Source organism: Vibrio ishigakensis, assembly GCF_024347675.1.
Taxonomy (GTDB): domain Bacteria; phylum Pseudomonadota; class Gammaproteobacteria; order Enterobacterales; family Vibrionaceae; genus Vibrio; species Vibrio ishigakensis.
In genome coordinates this window covers 1,684,438-1,707,462 of the sequence record NZ_AP024882.1, presented here as the reverse complement: position 1 = coordinate 1,707,462, position 23,025 = coordinate 1,684,438, and the positions used below count along the sequence as shown (strand labels likewise).

Below are 23,025 nucleotides of genomic sequence, written 5' to 3'. Positions count from 1 at the left end.
AAAGCCCTAGGTCATTGAGCTAGGGCTTTGTGTTTTTCTGAGAGTAATAGATCTCAGATATTAGTCGTGCGTTACCTTAAGGTCGTAGATGGTAGCCGCAGTCATGTCGTCTGCATCACCAGTACGGTTTTGCACGTAAACACCAGCTTTAAAGTAGTTCCAGCTGTCTTCTAGGCTTACACCATAGATGTCTAGGTCTATAGAAACCTTACGTGGTGCTTTGCCTTCTTGGTAAAGTTCGAACGTCAGCATGCTACCTTGAACATCGATAGCGTAAGAGAACTTTTCGCCTAGTGCGATACCATCATCGAATGACTCAGGAGTGTTCTTCTCACCTTGGCGCCAGAAGTTTGGTTTAGTCGAACCTAGAACAGGGAAGGTGATGTCACCGTCACGAAGACCAGAGCGACGATCTGGTTCTACGTTAAACCAGATAGAGCCTGTTTTGTGGTTTGGCATCTTGCGATAGTAAACCTTGATTGGCTCATCTTTAGGCGCGTGGATTTGGCCAATGATTACACGGCCTTGCTGCCAATCAACACCAGTAGTCGTCACTTCATCAACAGACATAGTGACTTCCATACGACCATTTACGCCACCAACTTTAGCGTGGTCGCTCTCTGGAGCAGAGCCAAATACCCAGTTGTTCTTATTCGTGCCACGGGTCTTGATTGAGGTATCACCACAGCGAAGCATTTGACGAAGTTCAGAGCGGATGTATTTAGTATCTTCTGAAGTCTTTACGCCAGAAACAGGAGAACGGAAAACCACGCCGTCACCAGCTTCATTTACGTAGAAGTATTCTGGATGCTGTGCGCCATTTGCGATCTCTTTCTCGCTGAACTCAGTTGGTTTGTCACCGCCAGTTAGTGAAACAGGCAATGTAGTTTTCCAGCAACTCAGGTCTAGGACCTCGTTTGGAGTAGGGGCTGCAATAGCTGAAGAAACAGCAAATGTTGAAAGAACGCCAATCGCGATCTTGCTAAATGAAGACATGAAGTTTTCCTATTTGTCTTGTGTTTTTGTATGACAAGAATGCTAATTGCGTGAAAAACCTTTGTCTGTGACATAGAGCCTGTAAAAAAAGCGAAATATGTAACTGTATGTAACGTTTAAGAGTCGTTGGTAATATAAGGCATTGTTTTTAATGATTAATGTGGTTTTTGGGTGCTGTTCGTAACTTTATGGCTTGTAGCATCTAGTTACATTTGAAGGCTTTTTTGAAGTTTAGATGTCTAAAATGTCGACAAGAAACCAATCGAAAATCGTATTTCAGAATAGAAATCCCAAATTTAAATGTTACCTCCATCATATTGATATTCCAGCTGCGCATATACTCAAGAAGCTCTGCGGGCAGAATTTAATCAGATCACCCTTTTAATGTATGTTCAGTTTACAAGCTAGGTGAGGGTAACTGATCAAGGTTGGCTGTATTAGAGGGCTTGTAGCGCTATCTATTTAGGTTGCTGAGAACCTATATTTTGCTAACTGCTTTGCGCCCCAGAACCTCATTCTATTTTCTAATTGGCTCACCTTATATGACACAGATGCAATATAAAGTCATACAAGGGCGCCTTGACTCGACGTTTATAGGGGTACTCCTGCAATTAAGTGTGGGGCATTTCACAGAACCAGCATCAATATAGGTTCAGAGTGTAATTGGATGATTCTAGTACACTTGATTATTTCTCAATTATGCATAAAATAGCCTTATTGTAATACAAATGGTTTCCTGAGTAGGAACGACACAGTCGGACTTGTGAAGGTTGGGCCAATCATCAACTCATATAGAGAATTTCAATATGTCTAATAAAGTTGCATTCATCTCAGGCGCTACTGGCGGTATCGGTTTTCAAGTTGCTAAGCGTCTAGGTCAAGACGGTTACACAGTTATCCTTAACGGTATCGAAGATGCGAAAGGCGCTGAGCGCCTAGCTGAGCTAAAAGAAGCAGGTATCGAAGCTGAGTACCACGGTTTTGACGTAACTGATGAGCACGCTGTAACTGCTGCTATCACTGCTGTTGGTGAGAAATATGGCAAGATCGACGTTGTTGTTAACAACGCTGGTGGCCTAGGTGGTCGTAGCCCAATCGAAGGCATGGAAACTGATTTCTTCCGTAAGGTAATGGCTCTTAACCTAGACAGCGCATTCTTCGTATCTCGTGCTGCTATCCCATTCCTTAAGAAGTCTGACAATGCGTCAATCATCAACTTCACTTCTAACGCTGCTTGGAATGCAGGTGGCCCAGGTGCTGGTATCTACGGTACTTCTAAAGCTGCAGTTCACACTCTAACTCGTGCTCTAGCGAAAGAGCTTGCTCCAGCAAACATCCGTGTTAATGCTGTATCTCCAGGCACTATCGATACTCCGTTCCACGCACAAATCAAAGAAACTAAGCCAGAAGTATTCGCTTCTTGGGCTAACAGCATCATGCTAGGTCGTCTAGGTCAGCCAGAAGAAGTAGCTTCTGCTATCTCTTTCCTAGTAAGCAAAGATGCGTCGTTCATCACTGCTGAAACTCTACAAATCGGTGGTGGTCAAGCTCTAGGTATCTAATCTACGAGTTTGAAGATTAACGTCGAAGAGACTGCAGACCTGTAAAGGCCTGCAGTTTTTTTATACCCGAGAGAAATTGCGGTGAGGTTTACCCGCCTGATTAAATTTCGCTTCCACAGAGAACTGTACTCGCTTTAGCTTTGACTTTTGCTGTTGCTTATCTAACACGATATGCAGGGTTTCTAAAGCTAAGCCGAATGCTAACACTACGTACAGATAACTTTTATCTAGCTTGAATCCCACGCCCTCGAATACCAGCATTCCCCCAAGCATCACTAAGAACAGTAGCGCCAATAGCTTAAGTCCAGGGTAGGCGGTAATGGTCACTTGTATCTTTTCTGCCATAGCTACCATGATCAAAGCCGATATAACGATAGCAGCCACGATTATCTCGATTTTATGAACCAAAGCTACGGCTGTGATTACCGAATCGAAAGAGAACACAAGATCGATGGCGATGATTTGTAGCAAAATCATAGTAACGCTGGCGCTTACCATTCCCGAGTGCACCTGACCTTTCTCTTTAAGCCAAGCAATCAACTCATTTATGCTCTTGAGCAGTAAGAACAATCCACCGCCAAATAAGATAAGATCCTTGCCTGAAAAAGACAGCTCAAACACTGTGATAAGTGGCTTGGTGAGTGTCATTAGCCAAGAAACTGAGAACACCAGACCTATCCGAGCAAATACCGCCAACCCAATACCTAGATTTCTTACCCTTGCTTGAAGGTGCCTAGGCAGTTTCTCCACCAAGATGGATATAAAAATAAGGTTATCTACACCGAGAATGACTTCTAGTAGAAGAAGGGTGCTGAACGCCACTGCGTAATCCATAAACATCTTAATGCCCCATTTGATAGAGTTCGATAAAGCCAACTAGGCCAAGTAGAAGGTTGTTTAGGGCAACAGCAGAAAGAATTAGACCCATAACACGACTGATGATCTGAGCGCCGGCGTTACCAATTACGCTGTGAACACGTCTAGCACCCAGTAGCAATAGTGCGGTAGCGCCAAGCACGAGCAATAACACCAACCCAGTAATGGATTGATCCATATAGGAAAAGCGGTTTTTGTCGGTAAGCATAACGATAGCCATCATGGCTCCCGGAGATGCAATTGATGGGATAGCTAGAGGGTAGACTGCACGCTCTGCCAATTTTGCACGGCATAGCTCCTCTTCAAGCAGTTTCTGTTCTTGTTCCGGTTTGCTCTGTCCAAATATCATGGTCAAAGCGAAAAGGAGCAGTACTAAGCCACCGGCTGCCTGAAACACGGGCAGGGGAATAGCCATAGCGTCGAGAATAAACTGACCGGCAACCAAAAAAAATAACAGCACCCAGAATGCGAACAGCACCGACTTAATAGCCAAGTGACGGCTCTGTGCAACGCTCAGAGATTGCGTTTGGCTCAGATAAACAGGCACTGAACCTATAGGGTCGACAACTGCCCACAGGGTAATAAATTGAGTAAGAAATAGAGTGAGCATTTTATTTTAGCCTCACTCTATTTGGTGCAAATTGGGTATCGGATTGTTTCTTTTTATGCCATCTATGTGCACAGAAAAGAACTAGTTTAACGACTATAAAAATCATGGTTGGCTCGGCTTGTTAATGAACAGGCCGGCCATTCTACAAATCGAGATATCAGTGGCATCATCAAAGGATTAGTTAGGTATAAAACTCCTATCACAAGAATATAAGCCCAATAAAATCAATGATTTGATGTTTTATTTTTAGGTTTTTCGTTTTGATTAATGTTCTAAAGACTCGCTGATAAACTAGAAAATGATACAAGCCTAATCGCCTGCTTATGTATCGGAAAACAGAAGTGAACATAATGCTGCTTCATTTATTGCAGAGGTTGTTATGTCTATTTCTTTTGAAACCATTTTCGACGTAATTAAGGAACATCACCTAGTGCTTGCGGTGCTGTTTTTTATTGGGTATCGCGTGCTTAGGAGATTTACTTCAAGCACCATTAACGTGTTGGCTAAACACAAATCTGTTTCTGCCAGCAGAACCGCATTTATCATCCGATGCTTTAATATCTTTTATCTTCTGATATTGACAGCAACCTTCCTCATAGTCAGTGGCATTGGCTATGGAAACTTTGCAATTTTCATTTCATCGGTATTCACTGTGGTGGGTGTAGGCTTCATTGCTCAGTGGTCGATCTTGAGCAATGTAACCGCAAGCTTCCTTATCTTTTTCGTTTTCCCGTACCGTATCGGTGACTACATAGTGGTTGCTGATGGCGAAGGAAATGAAGGAACGCTGCTGGAAATAAAGATATTCCACACGCTTATCAAACACCCTGAAGGAAACATCATTACCTACCCCAATGCACTGCTATTGCAAAAGAGCGTGACTAAGGTTGCTAGTAATAATATTGCCAAAAGAAACAGTGATAAGAAAAGTGAAGAGAAAGAGGAGAGTGTGCAGAATACAAACCTTGAGCTACCGAAGAATCGATATCCTCTTCGCCGTCGCAAGGGACGAAAGAGAACCGACACTCCCATGGCAGCTCAGGTAGAACTCTAATTTTGGTGTTCTTTTCGAAGTTTAAGCTGTTGGATAAGGTTATCTAGATTACTGTCAAAGAACAGAGGCCCTGCTAGTTCCAGTGCAGCTGCAGATGAAGTGTTTTGGGTTGCCTGTAGATAGAGCTCTTTTGCACCGTCGGTATGACCTAACGCCTCTTCTGTTTTGGCCAGCAACAAGTAAGTAAGGGATGTCTGCTGGTTGTAGGGAATAGAAAGTAAGACCTGAGAGGCTTTCTCAGGCTTACCCTCAGAAAGAGCGAGGATGGCATAGGCTTCACAGACTCTCGGGTTATTGTCTTTCTCCAAGATAGTCGCTAGCTGTAGTGAATACTCTTGGTTGAGGTCTTCAATCAGAGTCTCCTGGTTTTCCTTACCACTCGCAAATACAGCCATAACTTCACTGATATAGCCTACCGCTACCGTGTAGGCGTTATCCGGTGCAAGCTGCTGCGCCTTTCTAAAGTATTCCACCGCACCCTTAAAATTTGCTTTGTTGTAGGTAACACCAGTTGCCGTCATCAGGGCTTTTACCGCCTCAGGCTCTTCTGGAAACACCGATACATTTTGCTCTAGTTCTTCTTCTGGAACCTTGATATACATAGCACGAAGCAAATCATCAATAATTGCGGGGAAGGTTTCGTGAAAACGCGCGAAGTTAGTGGAGTAGCGTCGATTGAGGTGTGTTTGGTCCGATACACGATTATGGTATTGAACCTGCAGGCGCTGCTTTTTCCCGTCCCGACTTGGAACCGTTGAGATGTTCAGCTCAATGGCAGCCAGTTTCCTATGCTCTTCAGATTTGACCACCCGAATATTGCTGTAAAACCCAATATGTTCAACTAGCTTTATCACTAAGCCGTACAGCTCTGGTGTATTAAAGACCTCATCACTGACATTAAGAACCGCATAACGAAATTCATAGTGGGCAAGGTGCTTGTGACCTTGCACGCCCATCCGACTGTGCTCTTCTCTTGGCAGAAGTAACAAAGAAGCGAGCAAAACCACAACCACAGACAGAACCACTATTACCGTCTGGGATTTTATCGATTTAATCGACTCTTTTTCTGGGATCAGTTTGATTTGTTTCTTCGCTGTTGTTTCAGTCGAAGGGGGAGTCTGGCGTTCTGGTTTTTGCAGTGCGAGCTTTTCAATCTTAACCTCACCGTCGAAGCGATAACCACGCTTGGTTACCGTGACGATATAACTGCATCCTTCGGTGCTGTGTTTTTTGAGGAGCTTTCGCAATTCAAATACTGCTTGAGTGACGGCTTGGTCGGTTAATACTGTGCCGCCCCACACATGTTCTATGAGTTCGTCTCTGGTATGGGTAAGCCCTGGATTGGTACAGAAAAACTCCAGTAGTTTGGTCAGGCGATTATCAATCGTGATCTCGGCATTAGCGAATTGGATTTGTCCCTCGTTAGGCACAAATCGCCATTCATCCACGATAAAACTGATGTTCTTGTCTGGCATTTACTACGCTTCACCCATTTTGCTAATTTCCCACTGTAAACATAGACGCAATTAAATGATTTTTCAGACAATTTATCTCTAACTGAGGATGATTTGAGCACCCTAACTCCAAGTTCTAGATAAGCAAAGGATTACATCGACTTTTATGAGGTGCTTTTCTTCTAAAAGAGTAGCGAATTTTAAATTTCTCAATCTATTTTTGTTTTGATTTTCTGCTCTTATGGAGAGGTAACTATATGAATTAATGGCCGTTATATCTTTGTGATAACAGCCTGATTAGAAGTTATCAACTACTTAGCTTTCATTTATGTCAACACTCCAGTTTCACCCCAATATGCACCCCACACAGCAAGTAGTGGAGCAAGCCTAATGAGTATAGAAAGGGCCGGCTTACAGATGTCGCTTGCCGCAGGATGCGAAACATATAACTAAAGGAATAGAACTTACTTTAAACCTTTTAAATTTGAGTCTTTTAAAATGAAACTGAACAAGCTAATCCTTCCTATCGCAGCCGTTTTCTTTATCACACAAGCGCAAGCTAACCCATATATTGGTGCAAGCTACCTTTACTCTGAGTATCAAGTGAAGAACGAAGATACCGACTTTACTGATGAGAACAGTGGTTACAACCTTTACATTGGTTATCAACTACACCCTATGTTTGCGATTGAAGCAGGTTACGCAGATTTTGTTGATACGCACAAAGATTTCGAGCACGTTTATTCTGATGCGTGGCTAACCAGTGCTAAGGTGATGTTACCTATCACTATTTTCGATCTTTATGGTCGTGTAGGTGTGGGTCACTTCCAAACCAACCTAGGTGACACCAATGACATCTACTACGGTACAGGTACGGGTGTGAAGCTTGGTCCAGTTCGAGTAGCGCTTGAATACACCATGTATGAAGCAAAAGTTATCGAAGACAGCTTCTCATTGAGTGCAGAGTTCCACTTCTAATAAAACAAAACGGCAGCCAAGTAAGGGCTGCCGTTTTTCTTTATAAGGGATTACTTTTTCCAAGCAAACTTCTCAAACACCTTATCTACTGGAGTGTGAGCTACGTGATTTACATAGTTACTGATAACCTTTTGCGAAAGTCCGAGGATCACCTCAAGAACTTGCTTTTGTTCATATCCCGCAGCATAAAACGCCTCGAGATCCTGCTCTGAAACATTACCTCGACTTCTCACAACGTTCAGAGTGAAGTCTTTTAGTGCCTGTAGCTTAGGAGTTGCCATAGCTTCGTCGTTGCGAAGCGCTTCAGTAAGTGCAGGATCCACCTTCATAGAATGTGCAATACCTGTATGTGCCGGCACACAATAGTGGCACTCGTGCTCAACGTTGATGGTCTGCCAAACGACAGTCAGTTCTTCTGCATCAAACGAGGTTTGAGTAAACAACTGGTGAAGTTGTGTATAGGCCTTCAAGATTTCTGGAGACTCGGCCATCACAGCATAAAGTCCAGGAACCATCCCCATCTGTTTTTGCGCGCCTTCTAGGATAGCTTTGCTTTTCTCAGGAGCGGTTTCGGCAGTGTGTAGTGTGAAATCTTTCATGGTGTTTTCCTCTATAGAGTGCGTTTTTTGCTTACGAATAATTTAATTAAATAGGTTAGTTAGTTTCTGGCTCTAGGAGCACTTTGTTGACAAACAGTCGAACTGTTGGGGCTACTACAGCAAGCAGCAAGAGTGCTGACGGTACAATCAGGCCAATCGCTTCAAGCCAAGCATTCAAGAATGAGGCATCTTGAGGGAGGCTTTTTGCAACCATGATGGCTGGCATACCTAATAGCATGCTTGGTAGAACCATAGAGACCATTAGAGGGTATTGAAATTTACGTGGAAACTTTTTCATCGTTGACTCCGATTGACTAACTTATGTGGCTATTCTAGTCTCGGGTTAATAAATCAAAAATAGACAGCCATGAATCTCAATCGTACAATTATGAAAGCTAAAGATATATCCAACCTTTACCTGTTTTGTCAGTCAGTGGAGTGCGGTGGTTTTGCTGCGGCAAGTCTGCAAACTCATGTTTCTGCGCCAACCTTATCTAGAGCGGTAGCCAGTTTGGAGCAGCAACTGGGAGAAAAACTGGTGCACCGCAATGCTAAGCAGTTTCAACTTACTACGGCGGGTGATGAGTATTATCAAAGGTTTTCGTCACTCTTTTCAGAACTCAATGATGAGTGGATCCGCCTGTCCAACAGCCAGCCCGTTTTAACCGGTGAAATTCGTGTTTCTTGCCCAGAACCGTTTGCAGATGCGTTTTTACAGAAGTTGGCGATAGAATTCATGGATTTACACCCAGAAGTGTCCATCTCTATCCAATTTAGTGCTGGTACAGAGCGTTTTTTTGATGAACAGATTGACTTAGCGGTAGTAACCAGCCCACCTCATGCGGAGCATCTAGTGCAAAGAAGGTTGTTTGAGTCGCAGCTTCTAATGGCAGCATCTCCAAGCTATGTAGAGAAACATGGCATGCCGAGAGCCGCTGAAGACTTGGTTTCCCACAGATTGCTTTCAGGAAACAATTTACCCTATTGGGAACTAAGAGATGGTGAGTGTCCGGTTCGTATACCATACAAACCTAAGTATGCTGTTAGCAGTCTCAGGCTAAACATAGATGCGACAGTGGCAGGGGCAGGGATCTGTTTAATGCCAAAGGCGGCATTCGAAGTAAGGGCAGAAAAGGGTGAATTAGTTCAGGTTTTACCTGAGGTTGAATGCCCAACGGGTAAGGCTTATTTGGTATGGGCTGACAGGAAGCTTATCTCAACTCGAGTTGTCGCATTTCGGGATATGGTGTTTGAGCGATTTGGTCAAACTGAGGCATTTCTAGCATCGATTAAGAGCGAAGCAAACGACAAAACGCCGGGCTAAGCCGGCGTTCAAGGGTTATCGATTTATCTTGTAGAAGTATGCGTTGAGCCAAGCAAGAGCAAGAATAACCAATGTTAATACTGGTGGTTTAGATTGCAGTGGCAATACCTCTGCTGGAACGTTTGGAAGTAAGTGCACGTAGACCGCAACAAGCATGATAACTGTGGTCAAGCTGGTTGTTGCCAGCATAGCTAGGTCTTTCAGTTGATCACTTAGTCGGGAACCCGCGATTAGGATAAGCAAAAGAATCGCACCGGCTCCCATCTCGCCGAGTTGTCCTGCCCAACGTGAAAGGGTAGGGAAAGGCAACTCACTCAAGGCAATCTGGTTAGCAAACATGGTTGTGAAGGGGTCGAAGAATTTAACTGTGCCAGCCATCAACATAAACGCACCAAGTAAGCCTGTCAGGATTTTATGTGATTTCATAGAAAGTGTGTCAGCCTTGTCGTAAGAGCGGAACAAGAAGATGCCGGTGATTAGTAGCATGCTGCCGATAAGGGATAGTTCTAGGATTAGTTGCGAAGTGCTCATTGTTATTCCTCATTGCTAGGTTGCGTTTCGATGAGGGAATAATATCTGCAGCCAATTCATTCAAAAATAACCAGTATTGAATTTGAATAATACATAAATGAATGCTTGGCTTTGTGCAAGGGAAACAGTCATGGATTGGCTAGCAGTTTCGACCGTCTCGGTATTTACTTAGACTATTGAATACACAACAACGGACTCGGAAATGGCGAAACATCTAAAGGCAACGGAGCACGATATTGGTGGGCTATTTGTGAAACGAGTCCTGCCTCATATAGAGAAGAAAATGGTGGGGCCCTTTATTTTCTTAGATCATATGGGGCCGAGCAGCTTTGAGTCGGGTCAGGGGATAAACGTACGTCCGCATCCTCATATCGGGCTCTCAACGCTTACTTATCTTTTTGATGGTGCCATCCTTCACAGAGACTCACTAGGGAACAATCTAGAAATTCAGCCGGGCGATGTAAATTGGATGACCGCAGGTAAGGGTATAGTTCACTCTGAGCGAGAAAGTTTCGAAACCCGCTCTAGGCCACATAGCATTAACGGACTGCAGTGTTGGATTGCACTGCCAGAAGAGTTAGCTGAAATTGAACCCTCTTTTATCCATATTAAAAAAGAACAGCTTCCAGTTTCTATCTATGAAGATGTGATGATTCGGCTTATTGCAGGTGAGGCCTATGAAATGAGCTCTCCGGTTAAGACCTACTCGCCACTGTTCTATCTTGATATCACCGCAGACAAAGGCAGCCTAGTAGAGCGCCCGAATCGACATCAAGAAGCCGCTATCTATTGTATCTCTGGCTCAGTCGAGGTAGGGGGAATTAACCTAGAGCCCAATCAGTGCGCGTTACTCGAACCCAATGATGACATCATCTTTGCAAGCTGCGGTCGAGTAGTCGTATTAGGTGGCGAGAAGTATGAAAAAGCGCCCCATGTTCATTGGAACTTCGTTTCGTTCAGCCGTGAACGTATACAGCAAGCAAGGGAGGATTGGAGTGAGGGACGTTTTCCAACCATCCCAGGAGATAGGAAAGAGCATATCCCGCTACCGGAGAGAAAACCTAAATAGATTGTTTGGATGTTTCCGCTTCCTTTTGAGTAGAATCAGTCGGCCAGATATCTATCTCTGAATAACCAGTGCTTGCGGCGTCAGTAGGTGTCGCCTTGAAGTAGGCTTTGAAGTCGCGATGAAACTGAGAAAGGTTGGTGTATCCGACTTCAGCAGCAGCTAGGCTAACGCTTTTATCTTCGTGTGTGATAAGGCTTCTTGCTTTGCTCAGGCGAATGCGTTTAATGAACTGAATGGGTGAGCTACCTGTCATGTTCTTGAACTCTCGGTAGAATCGACTGCTACTCATGTTGCTACGACTGGCCAACGTTTCTACCGCCAGCTTTTCTGCGAAGTTGCTGCGGATAAACTCAATGACTTCTATGAGCGTGTGTTGTGTAGAGTGCACCTGCATAGAGGCATATAGTGATCGACCATGTTCGCTTTGAAGCACTCTAAACAGCACCTCCTTTAATACAGAAGGTCCAATAATCTTGCTCTCCTGCTCAGATAAAAGGACACCTAGTAGCCTTTCAATAGCATTGTCTAGTTCAGAGTTAATGGTAACGGGTTCAACCCCTCGTGACTCGCTTGCTGGGAGTGCTGACTCGCCGCCCATATCCATTACCATCTGTTTAATCTCGGCGCAGTTGGACTGGAGGAACACGCCGAATACCGGCTCTTGCGGTGAGGCGATGGTTTTACAAATTAAAGGAGTAGAGGCTGTGATAAGGAGAAAGTGTTCTCGGTCGTAATGAAATAACTCCCTGTCAAAGATACCGACCTTTCTGCCACTCCGAATTAGCGCAATTCCAGAGGGATACACCATAGAGCTGAAGTCTATGGTTTTCTCACTCCAGAAAAAATTCACACCGGGTAAATGGGTTTCGATAAAACCTAAATCACCTTTGATGGCATAAGTCTGTTTGAACAGATTAAATTGGTCTAACAGTTGATGTGGCATAGGGCTTTAGTGGTTGCGACTATGGTTGAAAGTATAGTGCAGTGCATACTTTCAATGTACTGAGAAAAGGATTTTGGTAGGAATGTGCACAACTTAAATAGGATTGTGCTTAGTTGGCATTTTACTTTCAAACTAAGGTTTAGGGGTCTTAAAACCACTCTTAGTTGGAGCGTTAAATGGATACTAAAAATATCCCTGAAGATAAAATGCAAATCGTTCGCTATCTAGCAGAATTTGCAGTAAGGCCTATGTTTCGTACCCCACTGTTTGTAAAGCCGGAGGAGTGGGGCATTGATAACTATGAAGATGTCTATTTTCAGTCATCGGATGGCGTGCCACTAGAAGGCTGGTGGATGAAAGCTGAAAACTCAAACAAGCTTATTATCGCTAATCACCCGATGCCTATGTCACGCGCCGGTTTTTGTGGTCACTTTGGTGAGCCTTGGAGCAACGTTGATGATATCAAAATTGACTTTGTGAAGATCTGGGCGCACCTAGTCAAAGCCGGTTATAACGTGCTTGCTTATGATCTTAGAAACCATGGCACCAGTGGTTCTGCAAACGGTGGCATTTGCGGCATTGGACGGTACGAGTGGCGAGACTGTGTTGGTGCTAAACAATTTGTAGATAGTCACCCGATTCTTAGCAAGATGGATGTTGCCCTTTATAGCCAATGTACTGGTGCAAACGCGCAGTTTGAGGCACTTTCTAAGCATCCAGAACTGTTTGAAAACATCACATGTATGTTGGCACCTCTTGCGGTTTCAATGGAAGCCTTGATGGGTTCTTTTGCCAAGCTACAAGGCGTTGAAGAATATCTGGATGTGATGGACTTTGAGCAGTTAAAGTTTGGTGGCTACCAAAATAAAGACATGAACCCTCAGTTTTTTGCCGATGCTGTGAAGATGCCACTACTCATGACTCAGGTGTTAGATGATATCTGGACTGATAATCCCTCAGATGGTCAAAAGACCTTTGACCTGATTTCCTCTAGTGAAAAAGAGATGCTGTGGATAGAGGGAACCACTAGACGGTTTGATGGCTACAACTACTTTGGTGAGAATCCAAAACAGATGTTAGATTTCTTCGAGAAACATCTATGAATAGAACTAGCCCTGCCCATTGCAGGGAGTCTTTTTAGCCTATCGATTCCGACCAAACGGCAAACTCATTCCCGCTCGGCTCTGTAAAGTGAAAGCGATACCCTCCAGGAAATTCGAAGATCTCTTTTACGACTGAGCCGCCATTGGCAACAACCTTGTCGAGGGTTGATTGAATATTGGAGCTATAAAAAACCAACAGGGCACCACCAGTGTTTGTTCGATTACAGGCACTGGCTTTGTAGAAACCACCGTCCAAACCTTGATTTGAAAAGGCTGTATATTCAGGCCCGTAATCTACAAATTCCCATCCAAAAACAGCGGTAAAGAAGGTTTTAGTCGCGTTTAAGTCTTCAGATGCGAATTCAACATAGTTGAGTTTTTCGTGTTGATTCATACTGTGCTTCATACCTTCTCTGGTTTTAATATGAGAAATTTTCGTCATGAAGTTTAGTACAACTGAAATAGGCTTGGTGTTAACACCTTAATAGCAGTTTCCACTTTGTTAAACTGTCATATCCAAACAAAAAAGTGATTCATACGTGCTGAATCACTTTGTTTTTTATATGTTTGGGCTCTATTCAGAAAACTAGAGTTTATAGACTCGAGCCTCATATGGACGCAGTTTCAACCTCGATAAGACTTGGCTGTCTGCCACGTCTGAATAGTTCGCCATCTTGAGCTGATACGGCTTTATGTTTCTTGGTAGGGTAAGCTCAGCGGTACTTTTCGATAAACTACTTATTATCAGGTATGCCTCACCTTCAATACTTCTAGTGTATGCAAATACCTTTTCATTACTTTCATCTATCAGATCAAAATCACCGTAGATAAGAGCTTTCGACTGATTGCGGAGCTTAATCAATTGTTTGTAAAAGTTGAGTACAGAGTTTGGCTGTTTAGCTTGATGTTCAACATTGATCTCGTTGTAGTTCTGATTCACTGGCATCCAAGGGTTGGCGCTAGAGAAACCCGCAAACTCTCTGTCGTTCCATTGCATCGGCGTACGAGAGTTATCTCGAGTCAACTTGGCCAGCTTGCTGACGATCACTTGCTCATCAATTCCTTGTGCTTTCATCTCTTTGAAGCGATTTCTCATCAAGATACAATCGAAATCCGCCTCAGACGCATAGCGAGTATTCGTCATTGCAATTTCTTGTCCCTGATAGATAAACGGTGTGCCTTGCATTAAGAAATACATGGCCGCTATCGCAGTGGCACTCTCTCGCCAGTATTGACCGTCATCTCCCCAAGTCGAAACGTTGCGAGGAAAATCGTGGTTTTCAATGAACAGTGAGTTCCAGCCTATGCCATGTAGGCCTTGTTGCCACTGTTTAAATACTTTCTTGAGGTTAACAACATCAAGTTCTTCTTCGTCTTCTTGCCAAAGCCCCATGTGTTCAAATTGGAAGATCATATTGAGTCGTTGGTGCTTTTCGCCGACCCAATCGATGGCACCTTGTGTATCTACGCCACTCGCCTCACCGACAGTTACCACGTCACGTTTATTAAAGGTTCGAGCGCACATGGTATCAACATAATCAAGAATTCCCTCCTGATTCGTCATAGCCTTAATTGCCGGCACATGTTCTAGACCTTCCGGGTTGGGCAGGTCTGGTAAGCCTTCGACTTTCTTCATTACACTTATGGCGTCAATCCTAAAGCCATCGATACCTTTATCTAGCCACCAGTTGATCATGTCACACATGGCATCACGAACTTCTGGATTTTCCCAATTTAGATCGGGCTGTTTGTCGGCAAAGAAGTGCAGGTAGTATTGGTCGGTGATTTCATCGTGTTTCCAGATAGAGCCTTTGAAGATACTCTCCCAGTTATTGATATCCTCCTTGTCACGCCATGTATACCAATCACGCTTTGGTGAGTCTTTTGAAGAGCGGGACTCCTCAAACCAAGCATGCTCGTCACTGGTGTGGTTAGGGACTAGGTCAAGAATCAACTTCATACCGCGCTTGTGAGTTTCAGCCAGCAAACGGTCGAAGTCTTCCATGGTGCCAAACTCATCCATGATTCCGTGATAGTCGCTGATGTCATATCCATTGTCTGTGTTTGGTGAGCTGTACATAGGGCATATCCAGATCAGTCCTATACCAAGATCTTTAAGGTAGTCTAGCTTGCTAGTGATGCCGTTTAGGTCACCAATGCCATCTCCATTGCTGTCCATGAAGCTTCTAGGATAGATTTGATACGCGACGAGTTCTTTCCACCACGCTTTAGTCAGTTGTTTAGGTTGCATCGAATTACTTATTTTCATTGTGAGGGTTAGATAGTTTTAAATGAGACTCGTCGCAAGATTGTGCTACCCATAGGTTGTAAACGTATCTGATGTGATTTATTCGTTTGCTGATTTATCATCACGACATCTAGGCAGGGCATGCTCTCGTACCAAGCTTTTTTACCTAGAGCAGGGCAGTAAACGGCTTGACCGGACAAGTTCGGGTCAAAGCGAAGCTGGTTGGTCGAGTCCTCAAGCGGTAGGCAGTGATAATCTCTGAACTGACCTTGCTCATAGTCTTTGATAGTGACTTCTTCATGTTCAATAGAGGCAGCGAATACGATTGGACCTCGCTGGTAGTAACGATCACCGTTGTTGGCTTGCTTGATGCGTACCTCGTTATTAAAGGTGATGTCTATGGTGTCGCCGGTTTGCCAAGTTTTGTTTACCACAACAAATCGCTCTTGCTCTTCGATAGTGGCGCCTGGGGCGACTACAACTGTATGTTTAGACCACCCTGGCTTGCGCAATTTTATAGTTTTTTGAGTGGGCGTTGATGCTGTGATTTGCAACTGCACTTGATCAGAGAGTGGGTATTCAGTTTTTTGAGTAATGGTCAGCTCGGTATCATTTACGATAGTGGTGTAACTTGATGGGCCATAAAGCATAGTCACCAGTTCATCATCTGATTCCATCCACATATACTGAAGGTAAGTAGGCAGGTTACGACCATAGTTTGGCACGCAGCATACTGCTGGATCAGAGTGAGTTGGAGAGTACTTGTATCGTACGTCTTTTTCTTCACCATTTGGTGTTTGATGGTGACTGTTTAGTTTGCAGCAGTTGTCTGACTTGTTATATGTGATAGCTGTCCCTGCAGGGTTTCTAAATCCCATCATGCCGTTGAAAGTCAATACCTCAGCATGATCTGCAAAAGATGTATCTCCGGTTTTTTCTAGGGCAAACAATAGTGAGTTACGCAGCTCAAACATGGTGCAAAATTCAGTAGCAGTGAAGTCCGGATCTGCAGCTAGTCCAGCGATCCACTCTGCACCATGACCTGCGCCACTTGGTAAAATTGTATGGCCCAGCTTGTGAAGAGCATTGTCCCAAGCCTCCTCTAGCTCAGGGTAGCCAGTCCAAAAATAGCTTTGCAGGAGCGAGCGCAGATGTTCGTAGGTATGTACGCCATGACTTTCAAACTTACCCTCACGATCCATCAAATAAGGGTAACGGAAATCGTTGAAGGCACGGTTGATTGGGAATCGTGAGAAGTCTTTGTATAAGAATGTCGCGTATTCCTGATATTCAGACTTGCCCGTCAAGCGATGTAGGGTCTCGCACACGTCTGTAAGCATCAGGCCGTGCGTGGCACCACCAAATTCGTTTTTCAGGCGAAATGGGTTGCGACCTTCTGGCCCATACTCCCTCATCGAGACTGCCATTGCGCGTTCTACTGCGGTCAGAACCACTTGTTCTTTGGTGAACTCATAATAGGAAAGCATGGCACGCAATGCTGTGGTTTGTGCCCAGAGCTCTCCGTTTGCTCCCTCATGTTGGTAACGTAGACTTGGCTGATAGATGCCTATGTAACCATCCTCATCTTGAGACTGTATAAGGTTTTCTACGATGGATTTAGCCTTATTTTGTGCCTCTAGCTCACCGGTTAAGAATGCGTGACGAATGAAACCATCCCACCAATTGCCAATGGTTTCGGCATTCCACCACATGATGGACGCTTCCCACTCATCACCAGTTAGCACTAAGTCGCCCATTTCTGGCACATCATCAAGGCCCGCACGGCGATGGGTGTTGTAGATGTCATCGCGCTTGATGCCTGGATATAGACTGTCCAACGCACCTACGACACCTTGATTTAAGTCATTGTTCATCAGGGATTTTATCCATGCCTCAGGCTTAATCTTGTCAGCGCTTGGGATCTGAAATTTCGGCTTCAATGGCATTCTTTGATTGTCAAAGAACCTCAGCTTTTCATTGTCATCACTAATGCATTCTGAAATTTGGTTTACACGAGAAAGGAAGTTTTCTCCCTGTGAGCTCTCTTCGATGGTGATGTTAGGCGTAGTCATTGGGCAATCCTAGGTAGAGTTCTTTTGTTTTGAATTGCTTTCACATTAAAGGAAGTGATTGAGGTGTGCTTCTCAATAATTGGCAAGTGATTCCCAAAAATTAACCGCCATAGTTGGGGTTAACCAATACTTACTGTTTTTGCGATCTTGATAGGGTCACATAGAGGGCAGAGCTTCGGCTTGATGTAGTGGGTTATTGGCCTAAATGCTAAGATTGGCAACATCATCATTCGTTTACATCCCTTTACTCCATGCGTCCATTTCGACAGAACCTTCCTGATCAAAGCCAAATAAGTACTATTACTTGCCAGAAGGTCAATTTGGATACGCCAGAGCCATATTGGCACTATCACAAGCAGATAGAGTTACTCTATGCATATAGTGGTCGCGCACAACGCCTTATAGGTGATAATCGAGGGGTCTTCTCACAAGGAGAGCTCCTGCTACTTGGAGAAGATTTACCCCACGGGTTTAGTGTTGGGGAAGGGGTTAATGACTGCGTTATTTTGGTCATTCAGTTTGATGCTCAGATTTTGTCTGTGTACCCTGAGTTTCGTGAGATGGTTCAGCTTATAAAATCATCACGCTTTGGGATGAGTTTCGACAAGCTGTCTAGTGAATTGCACCAGCAACTGAAGTGCGTTGAAACCCTTGAACCTTCGACTCAGTTGATTGCTTTATTTTCTATCTTAGACGAGTTAATAAGGCATCCCTCAGCGCAGTTACTTTCCTCTGTGGAGTTTTCAAAAAAGGCGTTGCAGGATCATAGGTATGAAAAGCTGAACCGAGTTATTGCTCATATCCACGCCAATAAAGCTCAATCTTTGTCGGTAGACGCCATGGCGGAATTTTCGAATATGACTAAGCCAGCGTTTTGTCGATGGTTTAAGAAATCCATGTCAGTAAGTTACCTCACCTATCTAAATAGCATAAGAGTAGAAGATGCATGTCGACTCTTATTACACAGTGATTTGCCGGTTTCTCAAGTCGCATTAGAGGTAGGGTTCGATAGCATAAGTAGCTTTTACAGAAACTTCTCCAATATTAAATCTTGTACCCCGAGCGACTATCGGGAATCACTTAAATAGGCACTATTTAGATTAGCGTGTCATTCGTAATTGACGTTTTCTTGTATCAGGGGCGTGGCTGTTCGGTCTTTTTATCGTAAGAAAATAATAAAAAAGCCCCTAGCTAAAAGCTTAGGGGCTTTGATTTTGAGAAGGGGAATTAACCTTCGAACTTGCTATGAGATACGTCTAGCTGATAGAAAGTTGCTTGAACGTAGTCGTCCATGTCGCCGTTGATGTTTTGGTTGTAAACACCAGCTTTGAAGTACATGTACTTGCCGCCAACGTCGTAGCCACTTTCGCTCATGTCAACAACTTGAACTACGTCGTCATGGCCTTCACGCATAACAGTTACTGTCATAGTGTTGCCCACAACTTCGATGCGATAGCTGAATTTCTCGCCTAGTGCGATACCGTCTTCACCAACTTCAGCAGTCATGTCGCCAACTAGAGGGTAGAAGTCTTCTTTAGTTGCGTCTTGGCTTTCGTGAGCAAAGTAAACCGCACCTGTTGGTTGGTTTGGAAGCTTACGGTAGTACAGACGAATTGGCTCATCGTTCTTGTCGTGGATCTGGCCAATGATGAAGCGACCTACTTCGTTGGCATCACCAGTGGTTGTAGTGTGGTCAACCTTAAGAGTTGCTTCTAGAACGCCATCGATACCTGCAGCAGCTTTCTGATCCGCGATTGGTGCAGAGCTGAATACCCAGTTGTTCTTGTTCACGCCTTGAGTCTTAATAGACTGGTCACCGCGACGCATCATTTCACGTAGCTCAGTACGAGCGTACTTAGTGTTTGCAGAAGTACGAGCGCCTTTCACGTAAGACTTGAATACTAGACCGCCGTCGTCAGCAGTGTAGAAGATTTCTGGGTGCTGATAGCCGTTAGCTAGGTTCCACTCAGAAACGTCATCTGGTTTACCGTTCTCATCGTGGTCAAACGGTTGAGACAGGTACCAGTGGGTCATGTCGAAGTTTTCGCTTGGTGCATTACCTGCAACTGGAGTAGCTGGTAGGTTAGTTGGTACTGGTAGTGCTGTGCGGGTATTACACTTAACTGTGGTTTCACATGGGTACACCGCTGGCTCACCCCAGTTACCTTTACGTAGGTCTTTACGAGCTTCTTTACGCGCTTTCTCAGCCGCTTTCATGTCAGCGATCATTGTAGCTTCGGCAGCGACTACAGCTGAAGTAACGATGTGGCTAGCTGGACATGCGTTCACGTCACAGTTTAGAGCGGCAAGCTCAGTCACACTGTTCCAACCGTTTTTGGTGTTACCGTGACCAACGTAGCGAACGTAGCGAGCGTTAACTGCTGGTTCAAATTGGAAGCGCTCTAGGCCAAGGATTTTGCCTGAGCTAACTTGGTTTTCAAGAACAGTAGTCCAGTTCTCACCGTCTTCACTCATCTGAATGTCGAAGCGGCTTTGACGCTCGTTACCTTTACTGAATGCTACTTGTACTGCGTCAAAAGATTGAACTGAGCCATAGTCAAGCATTGCCCACTCGCCGTCACCTGCAGATGACCAACGCGTAGTTAGGTCTTGGTCAAACAGACGGTCAGGACCGTTGCCATCGTGGCTGCTAGCAGTTAGCGCTACAGGAGTCAGGATTGGCTCTCCAGTTTCTTTGTTATTGTCGAACTGATGTACTGGCGTTGACGTACAGCCAACAGCTAGTAGAACTGAAGAAGCGATTAAGCTTTTTAAGAAGATATGTTTCATTTCACTATTTACCTAATGCAGTACAAATCAAAAGGGCGATTTGTAGTATAAAATCCAATTTAAAATAGATGCATAAGAGACAGTGCGGCTCTTATTCGAATCACAAGATTCCCTACTTCAAGAGGTTCTTGGCTCTGTCTTGGTAATAAGAATACATATTTTAATAATACAATTGTAAGTAAGTGTGCAGAAATGGGATCGAAGTCTAGAGCTTGTATCTTTCTGTGACGTATGCACGCTGGTATCGCTTATTAATCCATCGGGCAAATGATTTGGATCAATTCTTATATGTAACTTACTGAGCGAAATTAATATGTTACTGGTTGTATAGCTGGCTGTAGGAATGCGGAAATATAGGCAGTCTGTTGCTTAAAGATAGGCTAAGAATCAAAAAAGCCAGACTATCAAGCCTGGCTTTCACTAGAATTATCGACGAGCTTTGTTCTCTCGTTTTACTAATTCGAATTCAAATTCATCTGGGTAAAGAATGATTCCTTCACCGTCTTGATCAGGGTACACCACCAGTGATAATTCATCTTCTTCTAGGCCTCGCGTCCAACGAGATTTCCACTTCGCGATAGAAATAGGCTCAGCCGTAAAGCCCTCCCATTCTCCGGTTGCCCACTGCAGGGCATGTTCATCTGATGGCCATACAGGCACGCACTCTTCATCGTCGGTATTGAGCATCACACTGCCGTATTCATCGATCAGTAGCCAAATCTTTTTCGATTCGATGGCAGATTTGAAGAAAAGGTTGAAGCGCTCTTGAGGATCTTTAGGGATAGTAAGCGTTGTCATACTGAGTCCAACTTAGTAGTGAAGGTTCGCCTTTAGTTTACTTGGCTGAAAACGAATTTAAAAACCTTACGTGTACAAATGTGCGAAGTCGAGATTTAACCGTTTATTAAATGCCCTGTATTTGATGACAAAAACTTATTGTTTTTAGACAGAAAGGTAATCTTTTGTTTTCAGTCGTAGGTGATGGTTTTGGATTATTTACTTGGCAGGATGCTAGTGAGGGTAGTCTGACTGCTCCGTTCTTACTGTTTGACGTTACTGAAACTACTTACTGTGTTCAAACGGGGTGTTATTTTGATGAAGAATGTAACGTCAAAGTCATTTCAGCTATCTCCTATCTAATGCGCTACTTATCATGGACTCGGGTGAGTTCACTACTGAAGAAATTCATCAAATCCTGCGGACGATTGATTGATGTACGCTATCGTGTGGTTTTTCTTGTTCGTGCAGACGTTACTATTTGATCGAGTAGTTTATAGCTGATCAAAGTAAGGAAATAATCTGCGCTTAATGTTTAGAACTGAAACTCCTAGAAATGGAAATTGAGTCTCTTAAAAACTGTTCAAAATAATCTTTACATAGTACGGAAAGTTAAATACACTACACTCAATTCGTACCTTGTACTTTAAAGTAAAGTAGAACAGAATAATGAAAAAGTTTCTATTAGCGACATTGGTCGCAAGTGCCCTAGTGGGTTGTGATTCAGACGGCGACACCACAACTATCGTTCAACCAGCAGATCCTATCGTTTCAACTATATCGGTAGACTGTCCAGAAGTGGGTTACGTTGGCGAACCTGTGCAATGTCTAGTGGAATCAACCGAGTTGGCGCAACAGTACATTTGGCGTGTATACCCAAAAGGTGAGCGTGGCGAAGACTTCGTTTACCGTCAGGGTTCGTACAAAAATCCACTTGTATTTACCATGACAAGTGAATACGAATTCGATGTGGTTGTTGACGCGGTGGGTGTTATCGGTGAAGTGGTGGACTCTGTGTCCATTAAACCAGCCCAATATGCGGACACAGACTGGCATCTAGTTAGTGCGTGGGAAGACCGTGATGGTACTTGGTATAGCTTCCAAAAGATGTCCGATGGTGAACGTGTTGTTACTCCGATACAAGACAGTCCACATGCTGAATATAAGTTCGAAGACGCAAACGAATACTTCTTTTCGACATGGAACCCATACGGTACAGGCTACGACTTCCGTTATTCCATGACAAATGATGGTGAGCGTTATAATGCTGTCACGATTAACTTACAGGAAAGTGATGGTGGTACTCAAAAGGCTTTAAGAGTAACTAAAGACAAGCATCAGATTTGCGAAGTCAATGAGTGCTATTCGAACCAAGGTCGCCTAGACATTTCCATTCAAGACTATGGGCTAGTTAACCTTTCACTAGAGTTCCCTAGCGAAGATGACAATGGTTATTTCTACTGTCAAGGCTACGTAACCGATGATGCTATTCAATGTGAGTACAGCGACGTTTCTGTACCTGTAGAAGTAGTAGAGACACTTGTTGAAGCTATGCATAGCGAGGGTAAAGAAGCTTTGAAGCGTGACTGGGTATATTACGTGTTACAGCATATTCAATAATCGTAAAGATTGACATATTTTGAGTCCTGCGTCGCGGTAGCCCGTGCCGCGGGACTTTTTGACATTACGGGACTGGTAAATTTCTACTCTGTAGAAAAAGTGTTGGTGAGTACCAAATATGTGGGGTTCATGGGACATTATAAGGCGAATTACGGGGACTAATCGTGCTGCATGGTGGGGAAGAACATCATCCGCAAGTTAATTGGACAGGAAGTACAAATGAATCCATCGTACACCAAGGAAGAGGTATCACGGAATCATAGGTGTCAATCTCGTTGGTTGATCATTGGTTAGGATGGCCATCCGACGATGGAAGTATAATTCCACAATATAAACTTTCTTTATCAATATCATGACTAATGATAATTGTTAGTGTGTCTTGTGGAACGGTAGAGTGATCGTAATTGATTGGTGAAGCC

Annotated in this window: 21 protein-coding genes; 8 read left to right on the top strand and 13 right to left on the bottom strand. The window is 44.0% G+C overall.

Annotated elements, in window-relative coordinates; genetic code table 11:
- Positions 1-60: 60 nt before the first annotated feature.
- The gene (locus Pcarn_RS21680; RefSeq protein ID WP_261836408.1) at positions 61-996 is read right to left on the bottom strand and encodes a polysaccharide lyase family 7 protein; all 936 of its coding nucleotides are present in this window, start codon (positions 994-996) and stop codon (positions 61-63) included.
- 806 nt (positions 997-1,802) lie between these two features.
- On the opposite strand from Pcarn_RS21680, the gene Pcarn_RS21675 reads away from it, so the two are divergent.
- A complete protein-coding gene (locus Pcarn_RS21675; protein ID WP_261836407.1) occupies positions 1,803-2,558 on the top strand; it encodes an SDR family NAD(P)-dependent oxidoreductase in 756 nt (251 codons plus the stop codon).
- 60 nt (positions 2,559-2,618) lie between these two features.
- On the opposite strand, the gene Pcarn_RS21670 is transcribed toward Pcarn_RS21675, so the two are convergent.
- Entirely contained in the window at positions 2,619-3,398 is a 780-nt protein-coding gene (locus tag Pcarn_RS21670) for a TerC family protein (protein ID WP_261836406.1), read from the bottom strand.
- 1 nt (position 3,399) lies between these two features.
- A complete protein-coding gene (locus Pcarn_RS21665) occupies positions 3,400-4,044 on the bottom strand; it encodes a MarC family protein (RefSeq protein ID WP_261836405.1) in 645 nt (214 codons plus the stop codon).
- Between the two features lie 379 nt (positions 4,045-4,423).
- Here Pcarn_RS21665 and Pcarn_RS21660 point away from each other — a divergent pair, with 379 nt between their 5' ends.
- Positions 4,424-5,098 carry a mechanosensitive ion channel family protein gene (locus tag Pcarn_RS21660; protein ID WP_261836404.1) on the top strand — a complete coding sequence of 225 codons (675 nt, stop codon included), beginning with the start codon at positions 4,424-4,426 and terminating at the stop codon, positions 5,096-5,098.
- On the opposite strand, the gene Pcarn_RS21655 is transcribed toward Pcarn_RS21660, so the two are convergent.
- A complete protein-coding gene (locus tag Pcarn_RS21655; RefSeq protein ID WP_261836403.1) occupies positions 5,095-6,573 on the bottom strand; it encodes a winged helix-turn-helix domain-containing protein in 1,479 nt (492 codons plus the stop codon). The genes Pcarn_RS21660 and Pcarn_RS21655 overlap by 4 nt on opposite strands.
- 477 nt (positions 6,574-7,050) lie before the next feature.
- Here Pcarn_RS21655 and Pcarn_RS21650 point away from each other — a divergent pair, with 477 nt between their 5' ends.
- Positions 7,051-7,530, top strand: coding sequence for a porin family protein (locus tag Pcarn_RS21650; RefSeq protein WP_261836402.1), 480 nt, complete (start codon positions 7,051-7,053; stop codon positions 7,528-7,530).
- 50 nt (positions 7,531-7,580) lie between these two features.
- Here the strand turns inward: Pcarn_RS21650 and Pcarn_RS21645 are convergent, their stop codons facing one another.
- Positions 7,581-8,129, bottom strand: coding sequence for a carboxymuconolactone decarboxylase family protein (locus Pcarn_RS21645; protein ID WP_261836401.1), 549 nt, complete (start codon positions 8,127-8,129; stop codon positions 7,581-7,583).
- A 55-nt stretch (positions 8,130-8,184) separates the two neighbouring features.
- Positions 8,185-8,427, bottom strand: a complete 243-nt coding sequence (locus Pcarn_RS21640) for a DUF2798 domain-containing protein (RefSeq protein WP_261836400.1) — start codon at positions 8,425-8,427, stop codon at positions 8,185-8,187.
- Between the two features lie 90 nt (positions 8,428-8,517).
- On the opposite strand from Pcarn_RS21640, the gene Pcarn_RS21635 reads away from it, so the two are divergent.
- Positions 8,518-9,453: a LysR family transcriptional regulator gene (locus Pcarn_RS21635; protein WP_261836399.1), complete on the top strand. Its 936-nt coding sequence runs from the start codon at positions 8,518-8,520 to the stop codon at positions 9,451-9,453.
- A gap of 15 nt (positions 9,454-9,468) precedes the next feature.
- Here Pcarn_RS21635 and Pcarn_RS21630 read toward each other — a convergent pair whose 3' ends face one another.
- Positions 9,469-9,984 (bottom strand): hypothetical protein, encoded by a 516-nt coding sequence (locus Pcarn_RS21630; RefSeq protein WP_261836398.1) that lies wholly within the window; start codon positions 9,982-9,984, stop codon positions 9,469-9,471.
- Between the two features lie 202 nt (positions 9,985-10,186).
- Between Pcarn_RS21630 and Pcarn_RS21625 the strand changes: the two genes are divergently transcribed.
- Positions 10,187-11,053: a pirin family protein gene (locus Pcarn_RS21625; protein ID WP_261836397.1), complete on the top strand. Its 867-nt coding sequence runs from the start codon at positions 10,187-10,189 to the stop codon at positions 11,051-11,053.
- Here Pcarn_RS21625 and Pcarn_RS21620 read toward each other — a convergent pair.
- Positions 11,046-11,996, bottom strand: a complete 951-nt coding sequence (locus Pcarn_RS21620; protein ID WP_261836396.1) for an AraC family transcriptional regulator — start codon at positions 11,994-11,996, stop codon at positions 11,046-11,048. The genes Pcarn_RS21625 and Pcarn_RS21620 overlap by 8 nt on opposite strands.
- Before the next feature lie 176 nt (positions 11,997-12,172).
- On the opposite strand from Pcarn_RS21620, the gene Pcarn_RS21615 reads away from it, so the two are divergent.
- The gene (locus Pcarn_RS21615; protein WP_261836395.1) at positions 12,173-13,099 is read left to right on the top strand and encodes an alpha/beta hydrolase family protein; all 927 of its coding nucleotides are present in this window, start codon (positions 12,173-12,175) and stop codon (positions 13,097-13,099) included.
- A gap of 34 nt (positions 13,100-13,133) precedes the next feature.
- On the opposite strand, the gene Pcarn_RS21610 is transcribed toward Pcarn_RS21615, so the two are convergent.
- The 3 genes from Pcarn_RS21610 to Pcarn_RS21600 form a co-directional block, all read right to left on the bottom strand.
- Positions 13,134-13,493: a VOC family protein gene (locus tag Pcarn_RS21610; protein WP_261836394.1), complete on the bottom strand. Its 360-nt coding sequence runs from the start codon at positions 13,491-13,493 to the stop codon at positions 13,134-13,136.
- Between the two features lie 192 nt (positions 13,494-13,685).
- On the bottom strand, positions 13,686-15,350 hold the full coding sequence (locus tag Pcarn_RS21605) for a glycoside hydrolase family 13 protein (protein WP_261836393.1): 1,665 nt from the start codon (positions 15,348-15,350) through the stop codon (positions 13,686-13,688).
- Between the two features lie 26 nt (positions 15,351-15,376).
- Complete coding sequence (locus Pcarn_RS21600; RefSeq protein WP_261836392.1) at positions 15,377-17,419, bottom strand: glycoside hydrolase family 127 protein; 2,043 nt, start codon at positions 17,417-17,419, stop codon at positions 15,377-15,379.
- Between the two features lie 320 nt (positions 17,420-17,739).
- On the opposite strand from Pcarn_RS21600, the gene Pcarn_RS21595 reads away from it, so the two are divergent.
- Complete coding sequence (locus Pcarn_RS21595; protein WP_261836391.1) at positions 17,740-18,507, top strand: AraC family transcriptional regulator; 768 nt, start codon at positions 17,740-17,742, stop codon at positions 18,505-18,507.
- 139 nt (positions 18,508-18,646) lie between these two features.
- Here Pcarn_RS21595 and Pcarn_RS21590 read toward each other — a convergent pair whose 3' ends face one another.
- Together Pcarn_RS21590 and Pcarn_RS21585 are read right to left on the bottom strand one after the other, a co-directional pair.
- The gene (locus Pcarn_RS21590; protein WP_261836390.1) at positions 18,647-20,209 is read right to left on the bottom strand and encodes a polysaccharide lyase family 7 protein; all 1,563 of its coding nucleotides are present in this window, start codon (positions 20,207-20,209) and stop codon (positions 18,647-18,649) included.
- A 426-nt stretch (positions 20,210-20,635) separates the two neighbouring features.
- Positions 20,636-21,007, bottom strand: coding sequence for a DUF2750 domain-containing protein (locus tag Pcarn_RS21585; protein WP_261836389.1), 372 nt, complete (start codon positions 21,005-21,007; stop codon positions 20,636-20,638).
- Positions 21,008-21,655: 648 nt separating this feature from the next.
- Between Pcarn_RS21585 and Pcarn_RS21580 the strand changes: the two genes are divergently transcribed.
- Positions 21,656-22,606: a hypothetical protein gene (locus tag Pcarn_RS21580; protein WP_261836388.1), complete on the top strand. Its 951-nt coding sequence runs from the start codon at positions 21,656-21,658 to the stop codon at positions 22,604-22,606.
- The last annotated feature ends 419 nt before the right edge of the window (positions 22,607-23,025 follow it).